The organism is Pseudomonas fildesensis (assembly GCF_001050345.1).
GTDB lineage: Bacteria > Pseudomonadota > Gammaproteobacteria > Pseudomonadales > Pseudomonadaceae > Aquipseudomonas > Aquipseudomonas fildesensis.
The window spans coordinates 100,547-116,242 of sequence record NZ_LFMW01000012.1 but is presented as its reverse complement, the minus strand read 5'-3'; the positions used below and the strand labels follow the sequence as shown (position 1 = coordinate 116,242).

Here is a 15,696-nt window from a genome sequence, read left to right as displayed (position 1 = left end):
TGGTTACTTAATGGCTATGGCCGGCGTCGCCCTTTGCAGCGTCTAGCTCAAGGCGCCCTCGCGTTCTGGGTGTTCGCGTTCATCTGCCCGATGCTCGGGCACAATGGCTGCAAAGAACCACGGAGATATCAGCGTTACTAACAAAATGGTCATGACGCCGCTGGAGAAGAGGGCCAGCGCCACCAGTGTTCCCAAGTCAATGACCGGTTTGTAGGCGGAAAACAGCAGGGCGAGAAAACCCACGGAGAAAATCACCACGTTGACCACTGTCGAACGCCCGACACTGTGCATCGCCGTCAGAATCGCTTCGTCCACGTGGATACCAGCCCATAGCCCGTGACTAAAACCTCTCGCGGCCCCATGCAGATCTCCTAGACCGTTTCCGGCAAGCGGGATGCGGCGAACTGCTCCACCAGATTGCGAGAAATTTCGTCCCCTTCCATCGGCGTCAATCGTGCACTGCAACCGCCGCATACCACCTGGCGACGCTCATTCAGACGTGCCTGGTCGGCATTGCACTCTGGGCAGGTCGCGGGCAGGTAGTCGAACATCCGGTAGCACTGCACGGCCCAGTTACGCACGGTCGTGGCCGCGAACACATCCGCCGGTTGCATGCCTGCGCGCAATTGCCCGGGTGCAAATGTGCTCAGGCTTTGCTCCAGGAGTTCTACCCCTGCGTGGGTGATACGGCCTTTTTCGACCAGGTCGCTGACGTCGCCAAACACCGCTACCGCATGATCCAGCACGCTGGTTTTAGGCAATGTGCAGCCATAGTTGCGGCCTAGTTGAAAACTCAGGTCGGCGATATCCAGGGAGTCGGCATTGAGATCTTTCACGATGCTGCTGTGCTCATCGACATCTGCGACGTCCATCACCAATAGCTGCGCGAGGATCTCGCGGGTAGTGGTAATGACGCTGTCCAAGTCCAATGGATTGTTCATCGGCTATCTCCCTATAACGCGTAAATGAGGGGGGTAAACAGTGGCCCTGAGGGCTATTTGCTTGAGGTGATTTCTGAAGGCGGGGGCGCGTAAACCCTCCCCCGGAGGGGAGAGTCAATGTGCCATTAGCGTTTTTTTTGCCCGACAGGTGCACGCGTCAAAGCCAGATTAGGCTTTTGAATCCACTGGATATTCTGTAGCCTTGCGCAGCTTCACTTTTAGCCGTGCTTGATGAACACAATCACTTCGTCCGGCGGCGCCCGAAGGGCTCCAGAGCCGGTGGTACACTCGACTTTCGCGCAACTGCGCCTGCAGGTCTTGCGAACATGACGCAAATTTCCGAACGCCTACTGGTTCAAGCCCACCTCGACGCCAAGCAGCCCAAGGTGCTCAGCGCCGATGAAGAGGCAAGCCTGCGCGCCGCCATCGCTGCCGAGCTGAAAGCTCAAGACGCGGTGCTGGTCGCCCACTTCTATTGCGACCCGGTGATCCAGGCCCTGGCCGAAGAAACCGGTGGCTGTGTCTCCGACTCCCTGGAAATGGCGCGCTTCGGCGCTGCCCACCCGGCCAAGACCGTACTGGTGGCCGGCGTGCGTTTCATGGGCGAGACCGCCAAGATCCTCACCCCCGAAAAACGCATCCTGATGCCGACCCTGGAGGCCACGTGCTCCCTGGACCTGGGCTGCCCGGTGGATGAGTTTTCGGCGTTTTGTGATCAGCATCCCGAGCGCACCGTGGTGGTGTATGCCAACACGTCGGCGGCGGTTAAAGCCCGTGCTGATTGGGTGGTGACGTCCAGCTGCGCGCTGGAAATCGTCGAAAGCCTGATGGACAACGGCGAGACGATTATCTGGGGCCCGGACAAACACCTGGGCACCTACATCCAGCGCCAGACCGGTGCCGACATGTTGCTGTGGGACGGCGCCTGCATCGTCCACGAAGAGTTCAAGTCCAAGCAGCTGGAAGACATGAAGGCGCTGTACCCGGATGCAGCGATCCTGGTGCACCCGGAATCCCCGACCGCGGTGATCGAGCTGGCGGACGCCGTGGGTTCCACCAGCCAACTGATCGCCGCCGCGCAGCGCCTGCCGAACAAGACCTTTATCGTCGCCACCGACCGCGGCATCTTCTACAAGATGCAGCAGCTGTGCCCGGACAAGGTCTTTGTGGAAGCGCCTACCGCCGGTAACGGCGCGGCCTGCCGCAGTTGCGCGCATTGCCCGTGGATGGCGATGAACACGCTGGAGCGCACGCTGCAGTGCCTGCGCGAGGGCAGTAACGAGATATTCGTCGAGCCGTCGGTGATTCCGCATGCGGTAAGGCCGCTCAAGCGCATGCTCGACTTTACCCAGGCCGCCCGCCTGAAGTTGGCCGGCAACGCCTGATCCTGTTGTGAACACTGTCAAAAATGTGGGAGGGGGCTTGCTCCCGATAACAGTTGTACATTCAACATCTCTGTTGACTGACACACTGCAATCGGGAGCAAGCCCCTTCCCATATTTGGATCTCTAGTGTTCTGGGCTTACTTTTTCTGCTTCGGAATCCGCACCAACTGCGTGTCGGAATAGATGTCATGCCAGCTGCGTTTCTGCTTGTCGAACAACGACCAGATAAACCCCAGCCCCACGCACAGCCACGACGCAATCGACACCACAAAGCGCAATAGCGCCTGCCACAGGCTGATTCGCGAGCCGTCGACGTTCTGCACGCGCACGCCCCACACCTGCATGCCCAGGGTCTGCCCGGTATGGGTCCAGAACTTGGCGAAGAAACCAAACAGCACAAACAGCAGAATCGTCGACAGCAACGGGTCGCCGTCCAACGCGCCGGATTCGGTGAGGGTGCGCATCTTGGCTTCGCCCACAAAAGCGATCCATACCAGCTTGTAGATAAAGGCCGTGACGATCAGCAGGGCCGTGCACAACAGAAAGTCATAGAACATCGCTGCCAGACGACGGCCCAGGCCAACGGCGGGGAACTCGCCTTGGGGGCTAAGCAGGGGTTTGGACATGGCAGGGCTCTCTTGAGAAAAAAGCCATTCTACGGAGCTATACCCATACGGCGTCCATAAAAAAGCCCCTGATGTCACCATCAGGGGCTTTTTGTCGCAGGAAGGATCAGCCTTCTGCTTGTACCTCGTCAGCCTGCATGCCTTTCTGGCCTTGCACAGCAACGAACGTCACTTTCTGGCCTTCTTTCAGGCTCTTGAAGCCGTTGCCCTGAATAGCGCGGAAATGCACGAACAGATCCGGACCGCTTTCTGGAGTGATAAAACCAAACCCTTTCTCGTCGTTAAACCACTTGACGGTACCGCTCTGACGATCAGCCATTTTCTTCTTTCCTTTGACGCTAAAAATTAATGACAGCCCCTTTCACATGAAAGAGTACTGGGCTGAGTTGCAGGAAAGTAAGAGACGTCGAACGGGTTGTAGCACAACTACTTCAGCTACTGCCCAGGTCCAGGTTCCAAGCGACCCATGCAAACACAGTGAGCAAACTCTACGCCAACTAACGGAGAAAAAACAAGCCCTGCCAAAAGCCCAGGTTTTGCTTGGCTTTGTGCCACTTAGGTCAACAATGTCGAGCCCACTTATTCGATAGAGTTGGTCACTTGTTATAGGGTGCTCCCTATAATAATGACTATCGTGAGTGCACTGTTTTATGGCGGTTGCGTTACAGTTTAGTGCACGTTAACGCAACCGCGTTACTTATAGAAACAGCCAATCAGCCGCGGTAGTAACGTTGCGGTACAAATGGCATTTTACTTACACGGAGTGGCACCTTTTTCCCACGCACCAGCGCAGACACTTCGGTGTCGAGTGCGATGAATGCGCTGTCCAGGTAACCCATGGCCAGCGGGCCGCCCAGGCTCGGACCAAAGCCGCCGCTGCAGACGCTGCCGATCACGGTGCCGTGTTCGTCGACGATTTCGGCGCCTTCACGCACTGGCGTGCGCTCCTGGGGCAGCAGGCCTACGCGCTTACGGCTTACGCCGGCTTGTTGCTGGGTGAAGATCTGGTCCGCGCCAGGGAAGCCGCCGGCACGGGCGCCATCGGCACGACGGGCTTTGGATATCGCCCACAGCAGGCTGGCTTCGATCGGCGTGGTCTCGGTGTTCATGTCGTGGCCATAGAGACACAGCCCGGCTTCCAGGCGCAGGGAGTCACGGGCGCCCAGGCCGATGGCCTGCACTTCGGTCTCGGCCAGCAGGCTGCGAGCCAGGCTTTCGGCGTTGGCAGCCGGCACGGAGATTTCAAAGCCGTCCTCACCGGTGTAGCCGGAACGGCTGACGTAACAGTCCACGCCCAGCAGGCGCAGCGAAGCGAACTGCATGAAGGTCATCTTGGTCACTTCGGGTGCCAGGCGCGCGAGTACCTTGACCGCCTCAGGGCCTTGCAGGGCCAGCAACGCACGCTCTTCAAACAGCGGCTCAATGGTGCACTGGTCGCCAATGTGTTTGCGCAGGTGCGCCAGGTCCTGGTCCTTGCAGGCGGCGTTGACCACCAGGAACAGTTCGTCGTTGCCCAGGTTGGCCACCATCAGGTCGTCGAGAATGCCGCCCTGCTCATTGGTAAACATGGCGTAGCGCTGCATGCCCACCGGCAGGTCGATGATGTCGACCGGCACCAGGGTTTCCAGGGCCTTGGCGGCATTGGCGCCGGTCAGGCGGATCTGGCCCATGTGGGACACGTCGAACAACCCGGCCTGTTCACGGGTGTGCAGGTGTTCTTTCATCACACCCAGCGGGTATTGCACCGGCATGTCATAGCCGGCGAAGGGCACCATGCGCGCGCCGAGCTCAACGTGCAGGGCGTGCAGCGGGGTTTTCAACAGGGTTTCGGTGGACATATTCAGCTCCTGAAAAACGTGCGGACGCGCTTGTAGGCGTCAGCACTCGATAATGTTGACCGCCAAACCGCCACGGGCGGTTTCCTTGTATTTGCTTTTCATGTCGGCGCCGGTCTGGCGCATGGTGCGGATGACCTTGTCGAGGGACACAAAGTGCTGCCCGTCGCCGCGCAAGGCCATGCGCACCGCATTGATCGCCTTGACCGAACCCATCGCGTTGCGCTCGATGCAGGGCACCTGTACCAAGCCGCCGATGGGGTCGCAGGTCAGGCCGAGGTTGTGTTCCATGCCGATCTCGGCAGCGTTTTCCACTTGGGAAACCGTACCGCCCAACACTTCGCACAGCGCGCCGGCGGCCATGGAGCACGCCACGCCGACTTCACCCTGGCAACCCACTTCGGCGCCGGAGATCGATGCGTTTTCCTTGTACAAAATCCCGATGGCAGCGGCGGTGAGCAAAAAGCGCACCACGCCGTCTTCATTCGCGCCCGGGATAAAGCGCATGTAGTAATGCAGCACCGCCGGCACAATCCCGGCCGCGCCGTTGGTGGGCGCCGTGACCACGCGCCCGCCGTTAGCGTTTTCTTCGTTGACGGCCAGGGCGTAGAGGTTGACCCAATCGAGCACCGACAGCGGGTCGCGCAGGGCCGATTCCGGGTTCTTGCACAGCTGGCGATGCAGGGCGGCGGCGCGACGCTTGACCTTCAAACCGCCGGGCAGGATCCCTTCGTTGCGACAGCCCGCATCCACGCAGTCCTGCATCACCTGCCAGATCTTCAACAGGCCTGCGCGGGTCTCGGCTTCCGGGCGCCAGGCGCTTTCGTTGGTCAGCATCACCTGGCTGATGGACAGCCCGTAGGTGGCGCAATGGCCGAGCAAGTCCTTGGCGTGTTTGAAGGGGAAGGTCAGGGGCGTGGTGTCTTCGACAATCCGGTCGGCGCCGGCAGCGTCTTCATCCACCACAAAACCGCCGCCGACCGAGTAGTACTCGCGGCTGCGAATCTGGATGCCGGCCGCATCAAAGGCACGAAAGATCATGCCATTGGGGTGATAGGGCAGGGGTTTGCGAATCATCGCCAGGTGTTCTTTCTCGTTGAACGCAATGCTGTGTTCGCCGAGCAGGTTCAAGCGTCCGTCGCTGCGCATCTGCGCCAGGCGCGCGGCCACGGTTTCAGTGTTCACGGTGTCCGGGTGTTCGCCTTCCAGGCCCAGCAGCACGGCTTTGTCACTGCCGTGGCCTTTGCCGGTGGCGCCGAGGGAGCCATAGAGTTCCACCTTGATACTGTTGGTGGCGTTCAGCAAATCATCGCGTCTCAAACCCTCGACAAAACGGGCTGCGGCGCGCATCGGGCCGACGGTGTGGGAGCTGGAGGGGCCGATGCCAATCTTGAACAGGTCGAACACGCTTAAAGACATGAGTTGTTCTCCGGTTTCTTGTTATGTATTGGGTGTACTCGGTCAGTGTGGGAGGGGGCTTGCTCCCGATGGCAGTGTGTCAGTCAACAGAGATGTTGAATGCACAGCCGCCATCGGGAGCAAGCCCCCTCCCACATTTGATTGAGTTCAGCCTCAGGTTACGCGTAGCTCTCGATCGACGGGCACGCACACACCAAATTGCGATCGCCAAACACGTTGTCGACCCGGCCAACCGGCGGCCAGTACTTGCCTTCGATCAAGGACGCAACCGGGTAAACCGCTTGCTCACGGCTGTATGGGTGGCTCCATTCGCCCACCAGTTCCGCCGCCGTGTGTGGGGCGTTCTTCAACGGGTTGTCATCCTTGTCCAACGTGCCGTTTTCCACCGCGCGGATCTCGCAGCGGATCGCGATCATCGCGTCGCAGAAGCGGTCCAGTTCTTCCTTGGATTCGCTCTCGGTAGGCTCGATCATCAGGGTGCCCGCGACCGGGAACGACATGGTCGGCGCATGGAAACCGAAATCGATCAGGCGCTTGGCCACGTCATCCACGCTAATGCCGCTGCTGTCTTTCAGTGGGCGCAGGTCGAGGATGCACTCGTGTGCCACCAGGCCGTTGCTGCCGGTGTACAGCACGGGGTAGTGCTCTTCCAGGCGACGGGAAATGTAGTTGGCATTCAGGATCGCCAGCTGCGAAGCGCGCTTGAGGCCCGCGCCGCCCATCATGCTGATGTACATCCAGGTGATCGGCAAAATGCTCGCGCTGCCGAACGGCGCCGCGCACACCGCACCTTCCTTGCGTTCCATGGCTGCGTGGCCGGGCAGGAACGGCGTCAGGTGCGACTTCACACCAATCGGGCCAACGCCCGGGCCGCCACCGCCGTGGGGGATGCAGAAAGTCTTGTGCAGGTTCAGGTGGGACACGTCGCCGCCGAACTTGCCCGGGGCGCACAGGCCGACCATTGCGTTCATGTTGGCGCCGTCGATGTACACCTGGCCGCCGTTGTCGTGGATGATCCCGCAGATTTCGCGGATGCCTTCCTCGAACACGCCGTGGGTCGACGGGTAGGTGATCATCAGCGCGGCGAGGTGTTCGCGGTGCTCGATGGCTTTGGCGCGCAGGTCTTCGATGTCGACGTTGCCACGTGCATCGCAAGCAGTGACCACAACACGCATGCCGGCCATGTTGGCAGTGGCCGGGTTGGTGCCGTGGGCCGACGACGGGATCAGGCAGATGTCGCGAAGGGCTTCGCCACGGCTCTGGTGATAGGCACGAATGGCCAACAAGCCAGCGTATTCACCCTGGGAGCCGGCGTTCGGTTGCAGCGAGATCGCGTCGTAACCGGTGGCCGCACAGAGCATGGCTTCCAGTTCGGTGGTCAGTTGCAGGTAGCCGGCGCTTTGTTCGGCGGGGGCGAACGGGTGCAGGGCACCGAATTCGGCCCAGGTTACCGGGATCATTTCGCTGGCGGCATTGAGCTTCATGGTGCACGAGCCCAGCGGGATCATGGTGCGGTCCAGCGCCAGGTCCTTGTCGGCCAGCTTGCGCAAGTAGCGCATCAGCTCGGTTTCCGAGTGATAACGGTTGAACACCGGGTGGCTGAGGATCGGCGACTGACGCAGCAGCGCCGCCGGCAGGGTGCTGTCGACGCTGGCGGCGAGTGCGGCGAAGTCCGGCAGCGCTTTGCCGCCTGCGAACACGCTCCACAAGGTTTCGATATCGGCCTGGGTGGTGGTTTCATCCACCGACAGGCCCAGGCGTTCGCCGTCGACCACACGCAGGTTGATGCGCTGGGCGCGGGCCTTGTCGTGCAGGGCCACGGTGTTGGCACCGGTGGCGAGCGTCAGGGTGTCGAAGAAATGCTCTTGCTCAACCTTCAGGCCCAGCGCGCTCAAGCCATTGGCCAGGATCGCGGTCAGGTGATGAATGCGGTTGGCGATCTGAGCCAGGCCTTTAGGCCCGTGGTACACGGCGTACATACTGGCGATGTTGGCCAGCAGCACTTGCGCGGTGCAGATGTTGCTGGTGGCTTTCTCACGGCGGATATGTTGCTCGCGGGTCTGCATGGCCAGGCGCAGGGCCGGCTTGCCGAAGCGGTCTACGGAAACGCCGACCAGACGGCCCGGCATGTCGCGCTTGAACGCATCCTGGGTGGAGAAGTACGCCGCGTGCGGGCCACCAAAGCCCAGCGGCACGCCGAAACGTTGCGCGCTGCCGATGGCCACGTCGGCGCCGAACTCACCCGGCGGGGTCAGCAGGGTCAGGGCCAGCAGGTCGGCGGCCACGGCTACCAGGGCGTTGGCGGCGTGGAAACGGTCGGTCAGTTCGCGGTAATCAAACACGTCACCGTTGCTGGCAGGGTATTGCAGCAGGGCGCCGAAGAACGCGCTGACGTCAGTCAGTTCACGCTCATCGCCGACTACCACCTCAATGCCCAGCGGCTCGGCACGGGTGCGCAGTACGTCGAGGGTTTGTGGGTGGCTGTGCACCGAGGCGAAGAAGGCGTTGCTGCCTTTGTTCTTGCTCAGGCGCTTGCAGAAGGTCATCGCTTCGGCAGCGGCGGTGGCTTCATCGAGCAGCGAGGCGTTGGCGATCGGCAGGCCGGTGAGGTCGCTGATCAGGGTCTGGAAGTTCAGCAGCGCTTCCAGGCGGCCCTGGGAAATTTCCGGCTGGTACGGGGTGTAGGCGGTATACCAGGCCGGGTTTTCCAGGAGGTTGCGCAGGATCGGCGACGGCGTGTGGCAGTTGTAGTAGCCCTGGCCGATGTAGGTCTTGAACAGTTGGTTCTGGCTGGCGATGGCCTTGATCTTGGCCAGGGCCTCGGCTTCGCTCAAGCCGTCTTCCAGGCCGAGCACGCTGGTGCCCTTGATACTTTCCGGGATCACGCTGGCGCTCAGGCCTTCCAGGGAGTCAAAGCCCAGGCTGGCGAGCATCTGCTGCTCATCTTCCTGGCGTGGGCCGATGTGACGGGCGATGAATTCGTTGGCGGTGCTGAGATTGATCGTCATGGTGCGCTCCTCAAGCTTCAGCGTTGGCTTTGATCAGGCGGTCATACGCATCCTGATCCAACAGTTTAGCGACTGCTTCGGCATCGGCCGGTTTAAAGCGGAAGAACCAGCCTTCGCCCATCGGATCTTCGTTGACCAGTTCCGGGCTGCCATCGAGCTTGTCGTTCACTTCGAGGACTTCACCGTCCAATGGCATGTACACACCGCTGGCAGCTTTTACCGACTCGACGGTGGACGCTTCGGCGCCCTTGGCGTAGGTCTGCAACTCCGGCAGTTGCACGAAAACCACATCACCCAGCGCGTTCTGCGCGAAAGCGGTGATACCCACGGTGACGCTGCCATCGGCTTCGGCGCGCAGCCATTCGTGATCTTCAGTGAAACGCAACTCGCTCATGGAAACTCCTCGGGGCCAGATTCGTCTGGTGGACGGGATTGGAATAATGAGGAGTTGCTTAGCAATATCGCGGCCAATGTTATTAAATCTTTATAAATCAATAACTTAATAAAACTGGTTATGACGTTATAGATTTTGGCTGTAGCGATTTCGCTACAGTCGGGCCGGTGAAAAAAAGCCTATGTGGATCAAAGCCTTGCATGGCGCGTAAAAAACAGGGTTGTAGCGATATCGTTCCACTGTAGCGATTTCAGTACAGACGGAGGTCGCATTTGATGAGGCACCGCAAAACCAATGTGGGAGGGGGCTTGCTCCCGATGGCGGGCGTTCAGCTATAGACAAGCTGACTGACACACCGTCATCGGGAGCAAGCCCCCTGCCACATTAGTTTTGCGTTTAGTCAGGGCTTGTTCGGGATGCCGTACTTGCGCAGGCGATGGGCGATGGCGGTGTGGGAGGTTTGCAGACGGCTGGCCAGTTGCCGGGTCGAGGGGTAACGGGTGTAGAGCTTTTCCAGCAGGCTGCGCTCGAAGTCTTCCACGGCTTGCTCCAGGCTGTCGATTTCGCCGTCGTTCTGGCGTGCCACCGAGGTGCCGGCGATGTCCAGGTCGCCGATGTCCACCAGGCTGCTTTCGCAGATGGCGGCGGCGCGGAAGATCACGTTCTGCAATTGCCGCACATTGCCCGGCCAGCGGTTTCCCAGCAGCGCCGGGTACGTGCCGGGTGCCAGGCGGCACACCGGACGCTGGATCTGCGCGCAGGCCTGCTGCATGAAGTAGCGCGCCAGCAGCAGGATGTCCTGGCCACGCTCACGCAGCGGCGGCACTTCGACGTTGAGCACGTTGAGGCGGTAGAACAGGTCTTCGCGAAAGGTGCCCTCGCTGACCATTTTTTCCAGGTCGCGGTGAGTGGCGCTGAGGATGCGCACATTGACCTTCACTTCACGGTCGCCGCCCACCCGGCGAAAGCTGCCGTCATTGAGAAAACGCAGCAGCTTGGCCTGCAAGTACGGCGACATCTCGCCGATCTCGTCGAGAAACACCGTGCCCTGGTTGGCCAACTCCATCAGCCCCGGCTTGCCGCCGCGCTGGGCGCCGGTAAAGGCGCCGGGGGCGTAGCCGAACAACTCACTTTCGGCGAGGTTTTCCGGCAGCGCCGCGCAGTTCAACGCCAGGAACGGTGCGCTGTGGCGCGCACTGATGGCGTGGCAGGCACGCGCCACCAGCTCTTTGCCGGTGCCGGTCTCGCCCTGGATCAACAGCGGTGCATCCAGCGCCGCCACGCGTTGCGCCCGCGCCTTGAGGGTGCGGATCGCCGGGGACTCACCCAGCAGTGCATCAAACCCTTCGGCGTGATCATGGTGCAGCGCCGACAATTGCTCGCCGATGCGGTTGGGTTGGTAAAGGGTGAGCAGGGCGCCGGCATCGGTGATCGGCGTGGCGTCCAGCAGCAGGGTCTGGCCGTTGACGCTGATCTCGCGCAGGGGCAAACGAAAGCCATTGTCCAGCAAGGTCTCCAGCAACGCCGGGTCATTGAACAGCTCGGTGATGCTTTCCCCGGCCGGCTCGCGACCGTACAGCGCAATCAGCGCCGGGTTGGCCAGCAGGATCTTGCCCGCGCTGTCCAGGGCCAGCACCGGGTCGGTCATCGCCGCCAGCAGGGCGTCGAGTTGCAGGTGGCGGCGTTGGCCGGGGAGGATGTCCACCACCTTGACCGCCTGCACGCCGTGCACGCTGAACAGGGCATCGCGCAGTTCTTCGAGTACTTCGGCGCTGAGGGTCGGGGCGTCGATGTAGACGTTGGGCGGCACCATTTCCACCGCATCCAGGTTGAGATTGCGCCCACCGAGCAAGGCCAGGACTTCCTGGGTAATGCCGACGCGGTCGATGAAGCTGACGTGGATACGCATGGGGCGGATCTTGATTCTGGAGTGCGGAGGGTGGCAAGTATGCCTTGGAGGAGAGCTGAGGTGAAATCTGACGGGTGATGGAGATGTTGATCGTTCCCACGCTCTGCGTGGGAATGCCGCCCAGGACGCTCCGCGTCCCGCTGTCGATGCAGGTTTTCAATCCTGCGCAAGGTGACGCGGAGCGTCACGGGATACATTCCTTTGCTGCGCGTGGGAACGATCAACATCTGTAGCTGTTCCACCGCTATCGGGAGCAAGTCGAATCGTCGCACCGCCCCTCCCACATTTGGAAGCGTGTTGTTATCCCAGGTGTTCGGGTTTGACCGGATCGCCTGGCTTCACATCCAGCTGATGCCGCACATCTTCGAACATCTTGTCGTACTGCTGGTGCATCGAACCATTCAACACGGCAGTCTTCGGCATTCCGTACTTCTGCGCGATATTCATCGCATGCCGCGCAAAGTCGAACGCCTGGTCCTTGGGCAGAAAGAACTCTTCCTTAAGCTCCTTGCCCTGCACCGTTCCGTGCAGCTTGAACAGCATCCCCTTGCCGTCCTTTGGGTCCTGGCTGACTTCATAGTCGATGCACAGGTTGTAGCTGTAGTCATCCTTGTTCAGCGCATGACGTTCGACATGCAAGTGACCGGGTTCAAAGGTGGCCATAGGCGAATCTCCTCTACTTCACAGATAGGTGATGCCAGGTTTTGCCGTGCTGATGCGCGTGCCGGCGCTGCCCTGGACGATGGCTTCGATGTCCGAGAGTGAACCGATCACTGCGGTTTTGCCAGTCTGGCGGGCGAACTCGCAGGCGGCTTGCACCTTGGGTCCCATGGAGCCGGCGGCGAAGCCGAGTCTTTCCATTTCGTCGGGGTGGGCCTGGCCGATGGCCTTCTGGGTTGGCTTGCCGAAGTCGATAAACGCCGCGTTGACGTCGGTGGCGATCACCAGCAAATCGGCCTCCAGTTGCTTAGCCAACAGGGAGGAACACAGGTCCTTGTCGATCACCGCTTCGATGCCGCGCAGCTTGCCGTCTTCGCCATACATGGTCGGGATGCCGCCGCCACCGGCGCAGATCACGATGCTGCCTTTTTCCAACAACCACTGGATCGGGCGAATCTCGAAGATGCGTTTCGGGCGCGGGCTGGCGACCACGCGGCGGTACTTATCGCCATCGGGGGCGATGGCCCAGCCTTTTTCGGCCGCGAGTTGTTCGGCCTCGGCTTTGGAATACACCGGGCCGATGGGCTTGGTGGGGTTCTGGAAGGCCGGGTCCTTGGCGTCCACTTCCACCTGGGTGAGCAGGGTGGCGAACGGCACTTCGAAGTCCAGCAGGTTGCCCAGTTCCTGTTCGATGATGTAGCCGATCATGCCCTCGGTCTCGGCGCCGAGCACGTCCAGCGGGTACGGCGAAACCTGGGTGTAGGCCGCCGCCTGCAATGACAGCAGGCCGACTTGCGGACCATTGCCGTGGGCGATCACCAGTTCGTTGCCGGGGTAGATCTTGGCGATCTGTTCGGTGGCGATTCGGATATTGGCGCGTTGGTTGTCCGCTGTCATGGGTTCACCACGGCGGAGCAGGGCGTTACCGCCCAGTGCAACGACGATACGCATAAAGAATGTCCTTTTAAAAAGCTTAAACAACGCGGTCACTGTAGGAGCCAGCTTCCTGTGGTGAGCGGGCTTGCCCCGCGTTGGGCTGCGAAGCAGCCCCAGTACAGTCACCGCGTTTATGTCTATCAAACCGCAGTGGCAGGTTTTGGGGCTGCTGCGCAGCCCAACGCGGGGCAAGCCCGCTCGCCACAGAGGCCTCCTCCTATGTGCATGTCCCGACAGTGAGGTTTAGATATCCGCCAACGCCGACACCAGGATCGCCTTGATGGTATGCATGCGGTTTTCCGCCTGCTCAAACGCGATGTTGGCCGGCGACTCGAAGACTTCCTCGGTCACTTCCACGCCATTGGCCAGGTTCGGATAACGCGCGGCGATGTCCTTGCCGACCTTGGTTTCGCTGTTATGGAACGCCGGCAGGCAATGCATGAACTTCACGCGCGGGTTGCCCGAGGCTTTCATCATCTTGGCGTTGACCTGGTACGGCAGCAGTTGCTCGATGCGCTCGTCCCACGCTTCCACCGGCTCACCCATCGACACCCAGATATCGGTGTGGATGAAGTCCACGCCTTTCACGGCTTCTTTCGGGTCTTCAGTGATGGTGATGCGCGCGCCGCTCTCTTCGGCAAACGCCTGGCATTGTTTGATGAAATCTTCATCTGGCCACAGCGCTTTCGGCGCGCCAATGCGCACGTCCATGCCCAGCTTGGCGCCGATCATCAGCAGCGAGTTGCCCATGTTGTAACGGGCGTCGCCCAGGTAGGCGTAGCTGATGTCATGCAGCGGCTTGTCGCTGTGTTCGCGCATGGTCAGGGTGTCGGCGATCATTTGGGTCGGGTGGAATTCGGCGGTGAGGCCGTTGAACACCGGCACGCCGGCGAACTTGGCCAGCTCTTCGACGATCTCCTGCGCGAAGCCACGGTATTCAATGGCGTCGAACATGCGGCCGAGGACGCGGGCGGTGTCTTTCATGCTTTCTTTGTGGCCGATCTGCGACGACACCGGGTCGATATAGGTGACGTGGGCGCCCTGGTCATGGGCCGCGACTTCGAAGGCGCAGCGGGTGCGGGTCGAGGTTTTTTCGAAGATCAGCGCGATGTTTTTGCCCTGCAGGTGCGGACGCTCGGTGCCGGTGTATTTGGCGCGTTTGAGGTCGCGGGACAGGTCCAGCAGGTAGTTGAGCTCGCGGGTGGTGTGGTGCATCAGCGAGAGCAGGCTGCGGTTGCGCATATTGAAAGCCATGGTGGATCTCCTTCTGTTTAGGTTATCCCCTTGGCCGGCGCCTCGTGAGCGGCGGCCAAGGCCTGAAAATTAATAATCGATAGGGTCGCGGATGATCGGGCAGGTCATGCAGTGGCCACCGCCACGGCCACGGCCGAGTTCACCGGCGCTGATGGTGATGACTTCCACACCGGCCTTGCGCAGCAGGGTGTTGGTGTAGGTGTTGCGGTCGTAGCCGATCACCACGCCAGGCTCCAGGGCCACCACGTTGTTACCGTCGTCCCACTGCTCGCGTTCGGCGGCGAAGCTGTTGCCGCCGGTTTCGACGACCCGCAGGGCCTTGAGGTTGAGCGCTGCGGCCACGGTGTCGAGGAAGTTGGTTTTCTCCCGTTGGATATCGATGCCGTGTGGCTTGCTTTCGTCAGGGCGCAGGGTGAAGGCGACGATCTGGTTGACCACTTCAGGGAAGATGGTGACCAGATCGCGGTCGCAGAAACTGAACACAGTGTCCAGGTGCATCGCCGCGCGGGATTTTGGCAGGCCGGCAACGATTACCCGTTCTACCGCCTTGTTTTTGAACAGGTTTCGCGCCAGTTGGCCGATGGCCTGGTGGGACGAGCGCTCGCCCATGCCGATCAACACGACGCCATTGCCAATCGGCATAACGTCACCGCCTTCCAGCGTGGCGGCGCCGTGTTCCAGGTCGGGGTCGCCGTACCAGATCTGGAAGTCCGCGTTGGCAAACTCAGGGTGGAATTTGTAGATGGCGCTGGCCAGCAGGGTTTCCTGACGTCGCGCCGGCCAGTACATCGGGTTCAGCGTCACGCCACCGTAGATCCAGCAGGTGGTGTCGCGGGTGAACTGGGTGTTGGGCAGCGGCGGCAGAATGAAGCTGGAGTGGCCGAGGAAATCGCGGAACATCTCGATGGTCTTGCCACCGAAGCTGCTCGGCAGGTCATCGGCCGACACGCCACCAATCAGGAACTCGGCGGTCTTGCGCGGCTCCAGGCTGCGTAGCCAGGAGCTGACTTCATCGACCAGGCCCAGACCCACCGTGTTGGAGGTGATCTTGCGTTGCAGAATCCAGTCGAGGGCTTCGGGGATGGCGACAATGTCGGTGAGCAGGTTGTGCATTTCCAGCACATCAATGTCCCGCTCGCGCATTTTGGTGACGAAGTCGAAATGGTCGCGCTTGGCCTGGGCCACCCACAGCACGTCATCAAACAGCAGTTCATCGCAGTTGTTGGGGGTCAGCCGTTGGTGGGCCAAACCTGGGGAGCACACCATGACTTTGCGCAGTTTGCCGGCTTCGGAATGTACGCCGTACTTCACTTTTTCCGTGGTCATTAC

Annotated in this window: 13 protein-coding genes and 1 pseudogene; 1 reads left to right on the top strand and 13 read right to left on the bottom strand. The window is 60.8% G+C overall.

Translation table 11 applies throughout. The annotated features are described in order from the left end of the window. Nucleotides 1–42: 42 nt before the first annotated feature. Nucleotides 43–324: pseudogene (locus ACR52_RS17700) on the bottom strand (MMPL family transporter); the annotation flags it as partial. A gap of 47 nt (nt 325–371) precedes the next feature. Beyond that, nucleotides 372–941, bottom strand: a complete 570-nt coding sequence (locus tag ACR52_RS17695; protein WP_048727006.1) for an acyl carrier protein — start codon at nt 939–941, stop codon at nt 372–374. A 326-nt stretch (nt 942–1,267) separates the two neighbouring features. Between ACR52_RS17695 and nadA the strand changes: the two genes are divergently transcribed. After that, a complete protein-coding gene (gene nadA, locus ACR52_RS17690; RefSeq protein ID WP_048727004.1) occupies nt 1,268–2,326 on the top strand; it encodes a quinolinate synthase NadA in 1,059 nt (352 codons plus the stop codon). 137 nt (nt 2,327–2,463) lie between these two features. Here the strand turns inward: nadA and ACR52_RS17685 are convergent, their stop codons facing one another. The 11 genes from ACR52_RS17685 to arcA all read right to left on the bottom strand — a co-directional run bounded on the left by ACR52_RS17685 (nt 2,464) and on the right by arcA (nt 15,693). After that, the gene (locus ACR52_RS17685; RefSeq protein ID WP_048727001.1) at nt 2,464–2,952 is read right to left on the bottom strand and encodes an RDD family protein; all 489 of its coding nucleotides are present in this window, start codon (nt 2,950–2,952) and stop codon (nt 2,464–2,466) included. Between the two features lie 106 nt (nt 2,953–3,058). Then, nucleotides 3,059–3,271 (bottom strand): cold-shock protein, encoded by a 213-nt coding sequence (locus ACR52_RS17680; protein WP_014339904.1) that lies wholly within the window; start codon nt 3,269–3,271, stop codon nt 3,059–3,061. A gap of 394 nt (nt 3,272–3,665) precedes the next feature. Further along, on the bottom strand, nt 3,666–4,790 hold the full coding sequence (gene gcvT / locus ACR52_RS17675) for a glycine cleavage system aminomethyltransferase GcvT (protein WP_048726985.1): 1,125 nt from the start codon (nt 4,788–4,790) through the stop codon (nt 3,666–3,668). 39 nt (nt 4,791–4,829) lie between these two features. Then, entirely contained in the window at nt 4,830–6,206 is a 1,377-nt protein-coding gene (locus ACR52_RS17670) for an L-serine ammonia-lyase (RefSeq protein ID WP_048726982.1), read from the bottom strand. A gap of 158 nt (nt 6,207–6,364) precedes the next feature. Then, a complete protein-coding gene (gene gcvP / locus ACR52_RS17665) occupies nt 6,365–9,214 on the bottom strand; it encodes an aminomethyl-transferring glycine dehydrogenase (protein ID WP_048726981.1) in 2,850 nt (949 codons plus the stop codon). 10 nt (nt 9,215–9,224) lie between these two features. Then, nucleotides 9,225–9,608 carry a glycine cleavage system protein GcvH gene (gcvH, locus tag ACR52_RS17660; protein WP_048726978.1) on the bottom strand — a complete coding sequence of 128 codons (384 nt, stop codon included), beginning with the start codon at nt 9,606–9,608 and terminating at the stop codon, nt 9,225–9,227. Between the two features lie 400 nt (nt 9,609–10,008). Then, the gene (locus ACR52_RS17655; RefSeq protein WP_048726975.1) at nt 10,009–11,517 is read right to left on the bottom strand and encodes a sigma-54-dependent transcriptional regulator; all 1,509 of its coding nucleotides are present in this window, start codon (nt 11,515–11,517) and stop codon (nt 10,009–10,011) included. 300 nt (nt 11,518–11,817) lie between these two features. Further along, nucleotides 11,818–12,180 carry a DUF5064 family protein gene (locus ACR52_RS17650; RefSeq protein WP_048726972.1) on the bottom strand — a complete coding sequence of 121 codons (363 nt, stop codon included), beginning with the start codon at nt 12,178–12,180 and terminating at the stop codon, nt 11,818–11,820. An 18-nt stretch (nt 12,181–12,198) separates the two neighbouring features. Then, entirely contained in the window at nt 12,199–13,128 is a 930-nt protein-coding gene (gene arcC / locus ACR52_RS17645) for a carbamate kinase (protein ID WP_048726969.1), read from the bottom strand. Between the two features lie 228 nt (nt 13,129–13,356). Further along, entirely contained in the window at nt 13,357–14,367 is a 1,011-nt protein-coding gene (locus tag ACR52_RS17640; protein ID WP_048726967.1) for an ornithine carbamoyltransferase, read from the bottom strand. 69 nt (nt 14,368–14,436) lie between these two features. Beyond that, nucleotides 14,437–15,693, bottom strand: coding sequence for an arginine deiminase (gene arcA / locus ACR52_RS17635; RefSeq protein WP_048726964.1), 1,257 nt, complete (start codon nt 15,691–15,693; stop codon nt 14,437–14,439). Nucleotides 15,694–15,696 lie beyond the last annotated feature (3 nt).

What these genes read in the sequence shown, in the direction of transcription:
- ACR52_RS17695 (WP_048727006.1), bottom strand. Translation starts at nt 941, where the DNA reads ATGAACAATCCATTGGACTTGGACAGCGTCATTACCACTACCCGCGAG.
- nadA (WP_048727004.1), top strand. Translation starts at nt 1,268, where the DNA reads ATGACGCAAATTTCCGAACGCCTACTGGTTCAAGCCCACCTCGACGCC.
- ACR52_RS17685 (WP_048727001.1), bottom strand. Translation starts at nt 2,952, where the DNA reads ATGTCCAAACCCCTGCTTAGCCCCCAAGGCGAGTTCCCCGCCGTTGGC.
- ACR52_RS17680 (WP_014339904.1), bottom strand. Translation starts at nt 3,271, where the DNA reads ATGGCTGATCGTCAGAGCGGTACCGTCAAGTGGTTTAACGACGAGAAA.
- gcvT (WP_048726985.1), bottom strand. Translation starts at nt 4,790, where the DNA reads ATGTCCACCGAAACCCTGTTGAAAACCCCGCTGCACGCCCTGCACGTT.
- ACR52_RS17670 (WP_048726982.1), bottom strand. Translation starts at nt 6,206, where the DNA reads ATGTCTTTAAGCGTGTTCGACCTGTTCAAGATTGGCATCGGCCCCTCC.
- gcvP (WP_048726981.1), bottom strand. Translation starts at nt 9,214, where the DNA reads ATGACGATCAATCTCAGCACCGCCAACGAATTCATCGCCCGTCACATC.
- gcvH (WP_048726978.1), bottom strand. Translation starts at nt 9,608, where the DNA reads ATGAGCGAGTTGCGTTTCACTGAAGATCACGAATGGCTGCGCGCCGAA.
- ACR52_RS17655 (WP_048726975.1), bottom strand. Translation starts at nt 11,517, where the DNA reads ATGCGTATCCACGTCAGCTTCATCGACCGCGTCGGCATTACCCAGGAA.
- ACR52_RS17650 (WP_048726972.1), bottom strand. Translation starts at nt 12,180, where the DNA reads ATGGCCACCTTTGAACCCGGTCACTTGCATGTCGAACGTCATGCGCTG.
- arcC (WP_048726969.1), bottom strand. Translation starts at nt 13,128, where the DNA reads ATGCGTATCGTCGTTGCACTGGGCGGTAACGCCCTGCTCCGCCGTGGT.
- ACR52_RS17640 (WP_048726967.1), bottom strand. Translation starts at nt 14,367, where the DNA reads ATGGCTTTCAATATGCGCAACCGCAGCCTGCTCTCGCTGATGCACCAC.
- arcA (WP_048726964.1), bottom strand. Translation starts at nt 15,693, where the DNA reads ATGACCACGGAAAAAGTGAAGTACGGCGTACATTCCGAAGCCGGCAAA.